This is a genomic window from Pandoraea fibrosis, from assembly GCF_000807775.2.
GTDB classification, from domain to species: domain Bacteria; phylum Pseudomonadota; class Gammaproteobacteria; order Burkholderiales; family Burkholderiaceae; genus Pandoraea; species Pandoraea fibrosis.
The window spans coordinates 3,369,736-3,381,837 of the sequence record NZ_CP047385.1 but is presented as its reverse complement, the minus strand read 5'-3'; the positions used below and the strand labels follow the sequence as shown (position 1 = coordinate 3,381,837).

10 protein-coding genes are annotated in these 12,102 nt (G+C 62.9%); 3 read left to right on the top strand and 7 right to left on the bottom strand.

Going from position 1 to position 12,102, the window contains the following annotated elements; all coding sequences use genetic code 11:
- The first annotated feature begins 361 nt into the window (after positions 1 to 361).
- Positions 362 to 1,390 carry a phosphatase PAP2 family protein gene (locus tag PI93_RS14920; RefSeq protein ID WP_052240372.1) on the top strand — a complete coding sequence of 343 codons (1,029 nt, stop codon included), beginning with the start codon at positions 362 to 364 and terminating at the stop codon, positions 1,388 to 1,390.
- Here PI93_RS14920 and PI93_RS14915 read toward each other — a convergent pair.
- The 3 genes from PI93_RS14915 to PI93_RS14905 all read right to left on the bottom strand — a co-directional run bounded on the left by PI93_RS14915 (position 1,378) and on the right by PI93_RS14905 (position 4,758).
- Positions 1,378 to 3,003: an AAA family ATPase gene (locus tag PI93_RS14915; protein WP_039365804.1), complete on the bottom strand. Its 1,626-nt coding sequence runs from the start codon at positions 3,001 to 3,003 to the stop codon at positions 1,378 to 1,380. The genes PI93_RS14920 and PI93_RS14915 overlap by 13 nt on opposite strands.
- A 68-nt stretch (positions 3,004 to 3,071) precedes the next feature.
- Positions 3,072 to 3,773, bottom strand: a complete 702-nt coding sequence (locus PI93_RS14910; RefSeq protein WP_039365806.1) for an alpha/beta hydrolase — start codon at positions 3,771 to 3,773, stop codon at positions 3,072 to 3,074.
- A gap of 94 nt (positions 3,774 to 3,867) precedes the next feature.
- On the bottom strand, positions 3,868 to 4,758 hold the full coding sequence (locus tag PI93_RS14905; protein WP_039365808.1) for a LysR family transcriptional regulator: 891 nt from the start codon (positions 4,756 to 4,758) through the stop codon (positions 3,868 to 3,870).
- 96 nt (positions 4,759 to 4,854) lie between these two features.
- Between PI93_RS14905 and PI93_RS14900 the strand changes: the two genes are divergently transcribed.
- Positions 4,855 to 5,877, top strand: a complete 1,023-nt coding sequence (locus tag PI93_RS14900) for an NAD-dependent epimerase/dehydratase family protein (RefSeq protein ID WP_039365810.1) — start codon at positions 4,855 to 4,857, stop codon at positions 5,875 to 5,877.
- Positions 5,878 to 5,916: 39 nt separating this feature from the next.
- Here the strand turns inward: PI93_RS14900 and PI93_RS14895 are convergent, their stop codons facing one another.
- Together PI93_RS14895 and PI93_RS14890 are read right to left on the bottom strand one after the other, a co-directional pair.
- The gene (locus PI93_RS14895; protein WP_052240373.1) at positions 5,917 to 6,765 is read right to left on the bottom strand and encodes an IclR family transcriptional regulator; all 849 of its coding nucleotides are present in this window, start codon (positions 6,763 to 6,765) and stop codon (positions 5,917 to 5,919) included.
- A 33-nt stretch (positions 6,766 to 6,798) separates the two neighbouring features.
- The gene (locus PI93_RS14890; RefSeq protein ID WP_039365812.1) at positions 6,799 to 7,476 is read right to left on the bottom strand and encodes a cupin domain-containing protein; all 678 of its coding nucleotides are present in this window, start codon (positions 7,474 to 7,476) and stop codon (positions 6,799 to 6,801) included.
- Positions 7,477 to 7,689: 213 nt separating this feature from the next.
- Here PI93_RS14890 and PI93_RS14885 point away from each other — a divergent pair, with 213 nt between their 5' ends.
- Positions 7,690 to 8,952 carry an MFS transporter gene (locus PI93_RS14885; protein WP_039365814.1) on the top strand — a complete coding sequence of 421 codons (1,263 nt, stop codon included), beginning with the start codon at positions 7,690 to 7,692 and terminating at the stop codon, positions 8,950 to 8,952.
- A gap of 100 nt (positions 8,953 to 9,052) precedes the next feature.
- Here the strand turns inward: PI93_RS14885 and PI93_RS14880 are convergent, their stop codons facing one another.
- Positions 9,053 to 10,921, bottom strand: coding sequence for a feruloyl-CoA synthase (locus PI93_RS14880; protein WP_039365816.1), 1,869 nt, complete (start codon positions 10,919 to 10,921; stop codon positions 9,053 to 9,055).
- On the bottom strand, positions 10,906 to 12,087 hold the full coding sequence (locus PI93_RS14875) for an ABC transporter substrate-binding protein (RefSeq protein ID WP_052240374.1): 1,182 nt from the start codon (positions 12,085 to 12,087) through the stop codon (positions 10,906 to 10,908). The genes PI93_RS14880 and PI93_RS14875 overlap by 16 nt, the downstream gene beginning before the upstream one ends.
- Positions 12,088 to 12,102 lie beyond the last annotated feature (15 nt).

Here is a 12,102-nt window from a genome sequence, read left to right as displayed (position 1 = left end):
CGGCTTCAATATAGCCAGACCGGCGCTCGCGCGCGCCTCTAGTTTTCCCGCATATCGGAATGCTGCGGCGTTTCATGAATTTTTCTGATGATTGCAACCTGGGGAGCTACGTCAGCCAAGCAACGGTATGGGTGGGACGTTTTGAATTGAAAAATGAAATGTTTGGTTAGCAGCCATTCGAAAAATGGACGGAAAATTCGGTGCCAATGACTGCGCCAACGTCCGCGCCAAAGGATCGAAAGCCCTGCTATGATTCCGGGAACCATTTGACTCTTCAGGGTTACGTTGGGTCGACTGGTGAGTGATCTCGACACACAAGCTCGCGCTCAAAGACGCGGACATTCGCTACGCTGAGACTCATATGAATGAGATCGACGCAGTCACGACATCGGGGAACGAGGCCGCCGCGCTCGTAGCGGACACAAGGCAAGCATCGAACGTCGCCGTCACGGTGGCCGACAAAGCCTCGCCCCTTCTTGTCCGTCTCTTTCTTCAGCCAAGATTCCGCATCATGCTCGCGTTGCTGGTGGCCCTGTTGACGCTCGACGTCATTGCTACGCATGCGCAGGGCCTGACACTCTCCGGACTCGATCGCGTACTTTGGCTCACGCCAACGGTAGCGATGGCTGGATTCGCTCACTTGCTGGCGCGACAGCCTGCCTCGTCCCTGAGATGGCTCTGGGAAAAAGCCAGCGCCGCGCTCTTCTGTCTTTCGCTGCTCACGGTGTTCTCGCTCGCGGCTGTGGTCCTGCAAAACACGGCCATCACCGCGCACTTCGACCTGGTCGATGATCGCCTTGTGCAAATCGATGCCTCACTGGGCTTTCATTGGCACCACACGTATCAATGGCTGAAGGCCCACGCGCAAGCATTTAATCTTCTCGGGTCCTGCTATCAGTTATACGGTTGGCAAGTTGCCCTAATCCCGGTGCTGCTCGTCTGTACCCGTCGGATAGACGATCTCGCCGACTATTTTTTGCTATTTTCCGTGATCGTCATGTTGACGATCCTGATCTCCGCGATAGTCCCCGCATCGAATCCGCACATCCATTTCGGGTACGTCGGCCCTCACGACACCTCAGAGTGGTCGCAGTTCGCCGCGCTTCGCGACGGCGCTTTGCGGGTGATCGATCTGAACGACAATCAGGGCTTGATTTCCCTGCCTTCACTGCACGCCGCGCATGCGGTGATGTTCGTCTATGTCGTGCGGCACTTGCGTGGGTGGAACGTCGGCCTTGCCGTCGTCAATGTCACGATGACGATCGCCGCCCTGCCTTTCGGCGGCCATTACCTCATCGATATTCTGGCCGGCATCGCACTGGCCATCGCCGTGATCTGGGCATCGCGGCGCATGGGTCTGCGCCGCTACCGATCCTCTCAATCGTCGTAGCCGCGGAAGAGTCCGCAGAGTTTGAACACGTCCTCCGTGTAAGGTATGTCCTTGACCTTGCAATAGCGACTCGCGAGCTTCATCAGTTCCTTGATGTCTCGACCGCTCGCCTGCGAATAGCGGCTGGCGAGCGAGTCGATCAGTGCATCGTCGAGATAGGCGCCCACCTGCTCGGCCTGCATGCGCCAGAGTCGCCGGGCATCCTCTGCGCACGGTATCTCGTAGTGAATCGTCGCGATGCAGCGCGAGAGAATGGCGTCGTCCACATCGCCGATCCGGTTCGTCGTCATGAACAACAATCCGTGGAAGTACTCCAGCGAACGCAGGAACTCCGCGACGATGGCATTGTGTTCGAGATCGTTGTCGCGTCGGCGGATGTAGACATCTGCTTCGTCGAGCAACAGAATCGCGTTCCAGCGCATGGCGCGACGCAGAATGCTCATGAGCGTGGCACCGACAGACGCCGCCGTCGTCCCTAACTGTCCGGAATGCACGCGGTACAACGGCTTGCCCACGACTTCCGAGTAGATCTCCGCCGTGAGGGTCTTGCCCAGTCCGGGGGCACCCTGACAAAGAATCGTCGCACCGCCCGATTTTCCCGGGACGAAATCCGGCATCATCACGTCCATATTCGACGTCAGAATGTCGATCAGATCGTGGTGATGTGCCGGCAGCACCAGCTTGTCGCGCAACCCCGGCTGGTACTCGTACTCGGTCATGTTCTGCACATGCACCCAGAGATTGCGATGCCAGTCCAGATGGAATACGTGCACATAGCAGTGCAGCGGAATGGTCTCGAAGGCACGATCGATCTGCGCCTTACGCCAGAAGTCGGCATCGCACACCATCTCGAAATTGCGTTCGAGGCGCTCTTCGTCGTTCACACACTTCGCGCTCACGCCCTCCACCACCCGGATCAACTCCGTCGCGCCCTTCGGATCGACCGAGAACGCCGCGCGGCGAAGCACGAACTGCGCGCCGAACGCGCGCTGCACCCGCAGGAAACGCTGCGCATGCTGCTCGTACTCGTGCTTGAACTCCGCACACTCCTTGTAGAAACCGAACTCGGCGAGCAACTCGGGAATGGTGCGGTTGGCGATGTCCTCGCGCGTGAACACGAGCGATGTGGTCATGCCCGATCGACGCAGGCGCTGTTCCGTCAGATTCGAGTTCGCCGACTGCATCGTGTTCGCCAGCATGTCCATCACGACATACGGCGAGCCCTGTTCAGGTTCCACATAACGCAGCCGGCGCACGAGCCACGGCAGCAATGCGCCGTCGCGATGGCGCTGGTACACCCAGCCGTCGATGACGTCGCGCGCGAGATATGCCACGAGCCCCGGCACCAGCTTGTCCAGATCGGGAATCTCGCGTGCCTGCGGCGCGTTGTAGACGTTGTCCAGCGCAAGCATCTGGAACATCAATGCGCGTTCGTTCTGCGTCTTGCTCAGCACATACAGCGTGTTGAGCGATTTGGCATCGAACCATTCGCTCGACACCATCATGTTGCCGCGGCAAACCCCATAGGCCGTCAACTGCTTGCCTAACGGCGAATCCGCGCCGATCAATTGCATCAGCGGATGAATCAGTGACTCTGGAATCTCGAAATCCATGAACGGCACTCCCCGTATCGCGATATGGCATGTCGCCCGTACGCGCTTTGCCCTCTCGGCAGCGCGTCTCAGGCGAGGAAGAAGTCGACGGCCTGCGCCACGACACCCGGTTCGATGATGTGCAGGCCGTCGAACTCGACGTACTGCACGTCGTACCCCGCCGCCTTGAGCTTGGTGGCGTTCTGGCGGCCGCTGGTCGCAATGGGCAGTTGTTCGTCGATGAGCCCGTGAGCGATGAATATCCGCGGTTGCCCTTCTTGCACGAATACCGACATGAAGCCGCCCGAGAAGGCAATGACGTGGCTCGCAATGTCGCCGTTCGTCACACCGATCGACAACGCGTAGCTCGCGCCATCGGAGAAGCCCGCAAACGCCACACGCCCCGCGTCGATACGATAGCGCGCCGCCACACTGCCCAGCGCAAGCTGCAATCGCTCCAGATCGGGGCCGTTGCCGCCGATCACGATGTCCCAGGTCGGAAAGGTCGAGTGCGGGGCGAGCACGAGAAACTTGTGCCGTTGCGCATGCGGCTCGATGAACGGCAACACCTTCTCCGGAAACCCACCCGCGCCATGAAACATGACGAACAGCGGGACGGGCTTGTCCGTCGGCAGGTCAGCCGGCACATACAGCACCGCGTCGCGGGTCTCGCTCAATCCCAGCGAATGACGCCCGGGAAGCAGCGACGATGACGGAGTGGCTGAGGCAGAAGCCGACGCGGACGCGATGACGTCCGGTGGCATGCGTCCGAACAAGGAAGGGTCGAACATGGCGCGATGATTGTCTCGTGATCGTTGATATTATTGATATATTGTATATCATGAAATTTCATCACAGACACCCGCCATTTGTGTGAGCGCCGTCTTATCCGGCCATGTAGGTGGACAATCCGGCCACGAGTGCGTCGAACACCGCCTTGCAACGCGCACTCTGACGCAGGTCTTCATGCATCGTGACCCATGTGGGCAGCCTGAACCGGAAGGCTGACGGCAAGACACGCACGAGCCGGGGATCGCGTCGCGCCAGTGGCACCTGACATCCCCCGATGCCGTAACCCGCGCGAATCATCGCCAGTTGCGCCAGATCGCTATCGGCGCGAAACGCGAAGGCATCGCGCGACCATAGTGGCGCGTTGCGTGTCGCTTCCCGAAGAAACGGCGTCATCTGGTCGAAACCGATCAGCGCATGATTGGCCAGATCGGCCATCGACGTCGGTACCCCGTAACGTGCCAGATAGTCCTCTCGCGCATGCAGGCCAATGTCGATGCTCCCCATGCGACGCGCAATCAGTGCGTCTTGCTGTGGCGGCGCCATCCGCACGGCAATGTCGACCTCGCGATGCAGCAGATCCTGTATGCGATTCGTCGGCACCAGTTCGAGGATCAGCTGCGGATGCGCGCGCCGTAGCGCACTCAGAATCGGTGGCAACACCTCCACGCCGACTACCTCGCTCGCCGAAATGCGCACGACACCGTTCACTCCATCGCCATGACTCGCCGCCGCTCGCTCGAAAGCGAGCGCCGTGTGCTGCATGGCCAGCGCGTGAGCTCGCAGCGACTGCGCGGCATCCGTTGGCAGCAAACCCGTTTGCGATCGCGTGAAAAGCGTTTGTCCCAGCGCCGTCTCCAGCGCCGCAATATGGCGTCCGGCCGTGGGTTGCGTGATGTCCAGGGCCCGTGCCGCGCCCGACAACGATCCCTCGGTCAGCACCGAGAGAAACGTCCGGTAGAGATCCCAGCTCAAATTTTTTGTCATACAAAAATGTATAGCCGATAGATGATTTTAGGTAATTTTATTTGAATCATCTCGCGCGGAGAATGGCGTCATCGACAGACATTAAGGAGCCACACCATGACCCAAGCATCCCGCAACCCTGAGACTCGCGCGCTGGTGCTCGGCGCAACGGGCGGCATCGGCGGCGAAGTCGCACGGCAATTGCTGACGGCGGGGTGGCGTGTGCGCGCCATGCGTCGCGGCGGTGCGCCAAGCACCGACACGCCCGACGTCGGGATCGAGTGGATCGACGGTGACGCCATGCATGCCGACGATGTGTTGTCCGCAGCGCGAGACTGCGATGTGATCGTCCACGCCGTCAATCCGCCCGGCTATCGCCATTGGGATATCCAGGTGCTGCCCATGCTCGACAACACGATTGCCGCTGCCACACGGCATGGCGCCACCATCGTGCTGCCCGGCACGGTCTACAACTATGGACCGGCAACGTTCCCCGTGTTGCGCGAAGATGACCCGCAACGGCCGCTCACCCGCAAAGGCCGAATTCGCGCGACGATGGAAGGCCGCCTGCGCGATGCAAGCCGCAATGGCGTACAGACGATCATTGTGCGAGCGGGCGACTTCTTTGGTCCCCGCACACGCAATAGCTGGTTCGCCCAGGGACTCGTTAAGCCGGGCCGCCCGGCGAGCGTCGTCCAGATACCGAACGCACCCGGCGTCGGACACGAATGGTCGTACCTGCCCGACGTCGCACGCTCGATGGTTCTGCTCATCGAGCGCCGCCGCACGCTCGATGCCTTCTCCAACTTCCACATGGCCGGTCACTGGGATGCCGACGGCACGCAGATGGCTGGTGCGATCGCGCGAGTGATGGCCCCCTACGGCGTGACGGTCAAGACGCGTCGCTTTCCCTGGTGGCTCACGTGGGTGGCGTCGCCTTTCGTCACGACGCTGCGCGAATTGCGCGAGATGCGCTACCTGTGGCAACAGCCGGTGCGCATGGATAACACGCGACTTGTCGCGGCGCTCGGACAAGAACCGCATACCCCGCTCGATGTCGCCGTGCGTGCCACGCTCGACGGGCTCGGCTGCGTCCCGGGCAAGCCGGGCGCGAAAGGGGTTGTCTCCTCGTCCGTCTGACGATCATTGCGGCAGCGAGGGCGGATGTGACGTGACGCGTCAGTCGGCGCGGCCACCGCCCAACAGGCGGGAAATGCGACGGGCCGCGTCGGTGAGTGCCGCCACGGTTTGCGGGTTCGGGTGCGCCGGCAGGTAATGAATCGAGCCGACGATGGCGAGCGTGCCGAACAGCGTGCCGTCGTCCTGCACAATGGGGGCCGCCAGCGCATTCACGCCGAGGAACACTTCTTCGGGCGCATCGGCCCAGCCGCGCTCCCGCACCAGCGCGAGTTCATGCGAGAGACGCATCGCGTCGGTGATCGTATGCGGCGTGCAGGCATCGAGCGGACCGGCGAGCACGGCCTCCCGACGCTCAGGTGCACCGAACGCCAACGCGATCTTGCCTTGCGCCACGCTATGCAATTTGAATTGCGTGCCCGGATGCAGCAGGATCTCCAGCGGACTGCGCCCACGCATGACGTCGAGCACGACCACGTCGGTTTCCGTGAACGAGCTGATGACGATGGTCTGACCGACGGCATCGCGCAACTCCTCCATCACGGGGCGCGCCAGACTCACCACATCGAACTGTTTGACCAGCTTCTGTCCCAGCAGGAAGAGACGCCAGCCGATGCGATATCGGCTGGTGCGCGGGTTCTGCACGACATAGCCTTCCTGACGCAGCGCCGTCAGATGACGATGCACACGCGCCTTCGGCACACCGAGCGCCTCGGCCAGATGTGTCACGCCGCACTCGGCATTACGCTCGGCCAGCAGCTCCAGAATGCGCAGAGAAATGACCGAAGTCGACGACGTGTTGAGCTCATCGCCGCCCTGCTCGCCTCGTTCGCCAGTCGCGATATGCGTGCTGCGGATGACGTCGTTCGGGGTGTCCTTCGATCGTTTCACTGCGTGTCCTTTATCGCTGCCGCGGCGCTCTGCCTATTGCGCGTCGAGCGAAATGAAACGCTCGCCGAACACGTGGTAGCGCTGCGGCTTGTTCTTGTTCGTGTCCTCGGGATTCACGTACCGGATCGAGCTGCGATTGCGACATGCCCGCGGCAGGATGAAGCAGCGGATGAATGTCGTGTCGCGCGCCTCGGTCGTGGGTGCGAGCACCGGTGCGTGGCCGAGTTCGAGCCAGGCCTGTCCCGGCCCGTGGGTGTGCGACGCGCCGAGCGTTTCGATCGTGATCTCGCCCTCGAGCGTGCACCTCACGCCGGGCCCTTGATGCACGTGCGTATGCGCCACGCCGCCGGGGGGGAATTGTACCTTGTCGCAACGCATGAGCCAGCGTTGGCGCGGGTCCAGCTCAATCGGCGCCGCGAGTTTGAGTGTCGAGGACGCCCCCGGTGCCGACGTCATCTCTCCCGCGGACGGCGCCTCGCCAGACATCAGTTCCCAACGCCACAACGTGGCGCCCTCGCTACCCGCGATCAAGGCCACGTCGTCCTCACCCAGCCACGCACTCTGTGCCGGGTGATGCTGCGCGCCCGTCTCGAACTCGATGGCCACGTCGCCGCGCACGACATAGATCGCGCGACGCGCGGCCGCCAGATAGATGGGCGCATGGTTCGGCGCGATGACATCTTCGTACAAACGCAATTGGAACGGCTTCACTTCTCGATCTCCTGTAACCAGCCGATTGCCCCGACTGTCGAGACAACGCTGACACGAAGTATCGATCATCGATACGCAAAGCACCATTTATGGTTTACCACGACACACGGCTTCGCACTGTGCTGTTACCATTCAAACGAAATCATTCCCATGTGTATCGATAGTCGATACATGAGGCATGACATTAGGATGGGTTCCATGAAGGAGACAAGAATGGACACTGGCACGACCGCCCTGAGCGCGGCGGGTGCAGCACGTCGGCCGTGGTATCGCGGCGCGAGTCCTGCGCAATGGCGGGCATTTGGTTCGGCTTACATCGGCTGGATGCTCGACATCATGGATCTGATGTTGTTTGCGATGGTGATTCGCTACATCAGCGTCGATCTGCATTTCGACAAGGGCGTGGCCGGCATGATTGCCTCGCTGACGCTGCTCGCGACGGCGTTCGGTGGATTGTTCTTCGGCTTCCTCGCCGACCGTATCGGCCGCACCCGGTCGATGATCCTCTCGATCCTCTGTTACTCCATCGGCACGGCACTGTGTGGCTTCGCCGATTCGGTCACACAACTTCTCGTGTTCCGCTTTCTGCTCGGGTTGGGCATTGGCGGCGAATGGTCGGCCGGCGCGGCGCTCATCACCGAGACGTGGCCTGCCGAGCATCGTGCAAAGGTGATGGCATGGGTGCAAAGCGCGTTTGCCGTGGGCTACGCGGTCGCCGCTATCGTGGCGGCCGTGATCCTGCCGTACTTCGGCTGGCGCTGGGTGTTTGCCTTCGGGCTGCTGCCGACGGTGCTCGCGTTCTGGGTGCGTCGCCATGTCGAAGAACCTGCGATCTGGCGCGAGCAACGCGTTCGCCTGACGCTGGGTCAGACGCTTGCCATGCTGTTCGGGCCGTATGCACGCAATACGACCGTCGGGCTTGCCTTCACGGCGGCAGCCATGTGCGGCTATTGGGGACTGTTCACGTGGATTCCGGCGTACCTCGCCACGCCGGTCGATCAAGGCGGCCCGGGGTTCGATCTGCTGCGCTCCACCACGTGGATCGTCATCATGCAGATCGGCGCCGCCGCAGGCTTCGTGTGCTTCGGCTACATCGCCGATCGCATCGGCTGCCGCAAATCGTTTCTGCTCTTCTTCATCGTGTCGGCAGTGACGGTACCGCTTTACGTCGCGATTCGCGAACCGATGCTGCTGCTCGTATTCGGGCCCGTCGTGGCGTTCTTCGGCACAGGCTTCTATAGCGGTTTCGCCCCGACGTTCGCCGAAATGTTCCCCACGCAGGTGCGTGCCACCGCGCAGGGCTTCATCTACAACACGGGACGCGCCGCCAGTGCCCTCGCGCCGGCGGCCGTCGGTTTGCTGTCGCGCGGCGAGAACGTCAGCGCGGCCCTGGGGGCGACCGCCGGCTTCTTCCTGCTCGCCGCGATCATCGTCTACTTCTTCCTGCCGGAAAGTCACGGCGAAGCGCTCGCCTGATCCAAGCGTTCCAAACGACTTCGCGCGCCAGCGGCGGTTACTCGCTACTGGCGCGCTGTCGCTTTCCCTTCCCCCAACCTTCCGATTGCTGCGGCGCGACTCACGGCAACGGCAAACGGATGACCGATGGGCAATCCGAGTAAAGCCGTGCAACGTCTTCCTCGCGCAAGCTCAGCACGGCGCGTTGATTGACGTAGCCCTTGTCGGTGATCTCCCCCTGCTCAAGCGATGGTGGCGACGCCAGAACGGCGGCGCGTGCGGCACGCTGCGAACTGCCGGCGTCTTGCGCCAGCTGTGCGAGCGCCTGCGCGATCCAGGCACGCACCTCGTCATGCATTGCCATGGCCTTGCCCGCGTGAGGCGTCTGGGCCGCGTGCGCCACCTTCGCTCTCATGGCCGGACTCGGGAAGATCAGCAGCCCGATCTCGTCGCGGTCGTGCCCTGCGATCACGACATCCGACGCGTAGGGCGCCAGCGCGGTCACGGCACGCAAGCGCAACGCACCGACCGATACCCACGTGCCGCTCGTGAGTTTGAAATCCTCCGACACGCGGCCGTCGAAAATCACCCCCGCGCCGGGATCTTCCGGATCGGACAATCGGCCCGCATCGCCGGTGCGGTAAAACCCCTCATCGTCGAACGCGTTGGCTGTGGCGTCCGGATCGTCTACATAGCGATGAAATACCGACGGCCCCCGCACGCGCATTTCCAGCTTGTCGCCATTGGGCACGAACTTGAGTTCGTTGCCCGGCGCCGGCACACCGATATTGCCGGCGCCCGGAATCGGAAAATGCACGCTGGTGATGAGCGGGGACGTCTCCGTCGCTCCCCACGCCGAGGTGAAGAACGGCAGCGTGTCGCAGTGCCGCGATGCTATTCGCTCGAAGCGCTGCCACACGGCCGGCGGCAGGCTGGCGGCCGCGTAAAACAGCACCTGAAGACGGCCGAAGAAGCGTGCGGCGAACGCATCGTCCTCCTCCAGAAACGGGGCCAGCGCCTCGAATCCCTTGGGTACGTTGAAATGCAACGTGGGCGAAACGTCGCGCAGATTATCGACCGATCGGCCGATCAACTCCGGCACCGGACGGCCATCGTCCACGTAAAAGGCACCGCCGTTGCGCAGCGCCATGTGGAAGTTGTGATTGGCGCCGAAGGTGTGACTCCACGGCAGCCAGTCCACCACCACCGGCGCGGCCTCGTCGATGAAATGCCAGCATTGCGCAATCATCTGCTGGTTCGCCGCCAACATGCGGTGCGTGTTGACGACGATCTTGGGTTTCCCGGTCGAGCCGGACGTCAGCAACAGCTTGGCCGTGTCTTCCGGACGCACCTGCGCAAAGGCGTCATCGAGTGCACTCGATGCGGGCGTGGCCGCTAGCGCAGTGAAGCGTAGCCAGTCCGGCCGCGCATGACGGGTCGCGACAATCGGGCAGCGGATCGGTGCATCGGCGAGCGCACCCGCATAGTGCTCGCCATCCTCCACGTACACCAGCGCCGGATCGAGCCGCGCGAGAATGCCGTGCAGCTTGCTCATGTCCTTCGCGACGCGCGAGTACGCGGACGACACGATCGCCGTCTGACGCCCCGCCATCATCGCGCCAAGCACGAGCAACGCATGGTTCACGCTGTTGTCCGAGAGGATCACCACCGGCCGCTCGCGGGGCACCGCGAGATCGAGCAACGCCTGACCGACGCCGCGCGCCATCGTGAGCGCCTCGCGGTAGGTAATCCGCCGCCAGAGGTCGGTCGCCGAAGTCCCCTCGCCTGCCTGCCAGCGCTCTGCGACGAACACGGCGTCGGGCGTGCGCGTGGCCCATTGCACGAGCCAATCGACCGGACTGCGGGCAAACTCGCTCAAGGGGGTACGCGAGCGAATCACGAAGCTGCCGTCCGCACGGTCCTCGCGCTCGATATCCGGTCTGGCCAGGCGCCGCGCGCCGGCCGCCGCTACGCTCAGTCGATCGTCCACTTGCCGCCCTTCACCGTGACGAGCACGCGACCGTCTTGGCCATAGGCCGAATGGTCTTGTGCGTTGACATTGATCATGCCGTGCGTTGCCGCAAGGCCACGGGTCTGCTCGATGGCGCCGACCAAGGCATCTCGGAACGCCTGCGTGCCCGGTTGTGCCTGTTTCGCCGCCACGGCAACAGCGCGATCGAGCACCAGATAGGCGTCATACGCATACCCGGCGAACAGGTTGCGCGAACCGGCACCGTATTGCGCCTCGTAGCGCTTGACGAAGTCAGTGGCAACCGCTTTGCCCGGGTGATTCGCGCTCAGTTGTTCTGCCACCAGAATGTTGCCCACCGGCAGAATCGCCCCCTCGGCGCTCTTGCCCGCCACCCGCAGGAAGTCGTTGTTCGCCACGCCGTGCGTCTGATAGATGCGCCCTTTGTAGCCACGCTCGCGCAACGCGCTCATCGGCAGTGCGCCCGGCGTGCCGCTCGCGGCAATGATGACGGCGTCTACATTGGCCGACATCATCTTGAGGACCTGCGCCGTCACGGACTGATCGTTACGGGCATAGCGCTCAACCGGCGCCACCTGAATCTGCCGGGCGGCCGCCCGTGCCTGAATGTCCTTGAGCCACGCCTCGCCGTAAGAGTCCGAGAAACCGATGAAGCCCAGCGTCTTCACCTTGTGGGCCTTCATGTCGTCCAGCACCGCGTCGGCCATGACGGCAACCGACTGCGGCAACGAGAACACGTAGCGCATCTGCGTCGCGCTCGGTACGAACGGACACAGGCCCAGTTGTGGCGTGCGCGTATCGGCGGCGACCGCCGCGACGGCCAGACATGCCGGCGTGGTCGACGATCCGATGATGGCGTCGACCTTATCCTCCGTGGCCAACCGGCGGGCGTTCTTGGTCGCCGTGGTCGGGTCGGTGGCATCGTCGAGCAGAATGTAGCGTGCAGGGAGTCCGCCGAGCGTCGGCGGGAGCATGCCAATGGCCTGTTTCTCCGGAATCCCCAGCGACGCGCCCGGGCCTGTTGTGGAGAGCGTGACGCCGATGGCGACGCCCGCCGGTTGTGCGCCCGCCTGCGTGACCGCACACAGCGCCGCCAGGCACAGGGACAGCGCACGAAGTCTCGCGCCAGAGAATGCAATACCACGTGTGAATCTGTTTGCCGCCATGTGACATGTCTCCTT

Bases quoted from the DNA above. Each gene is read 5' to 3' on its own strand.
- PI93_RS14920 (WP_052240372.1), top strand. From the start codon at position 362: ATGAATGAGATCGACGCAGTCACGACATCGGGGAACGAGGCCGCCGCG.
- PI93_RS14875 (WP_052240374.1), bottom strand. From the start codon at position 12,087: ATGGCGGCAAACAGATTCACACGTGGTATTGCATTCTCTGGCGCGAGA.
- PI93_RS14910 (WP_039365806.1), bottom strand. From the start codon at position 3,773: ATGTTCGACCCTTCCTTGTTCGGACGCATGCCACCGGACGTCATCGCG.
- PI93_RS14915 (WP_039365804.1), bottom strand. From the start codon at position 3,003: ATGGATTTCGAGATTCCAGAGTCACTGATTCATCCGCTGATGCAATTG.
- PI93_RS14885 (WP_039365814.1), top strand. From the start codon at position 7,690: ATGGACACTGGCACGACCGCCCTGAGCGCGGCGGGTGCAGCACGTCGG.
- PI93_RS14900 (WP_039365810.1), top strand. From the start codon at position 4,855: ATGACCCAAGCATCCCGCAACCCTGAGACTCGCGCGCTGGTGCTCGGC.
- PI93_RS14905 (WP_039365808.1), bottom strand. From the start codon at position 4,758: ATGACAAAAAATTTGAGCTGGGATCTCTACCGGACGTTTCTCTCGGTG.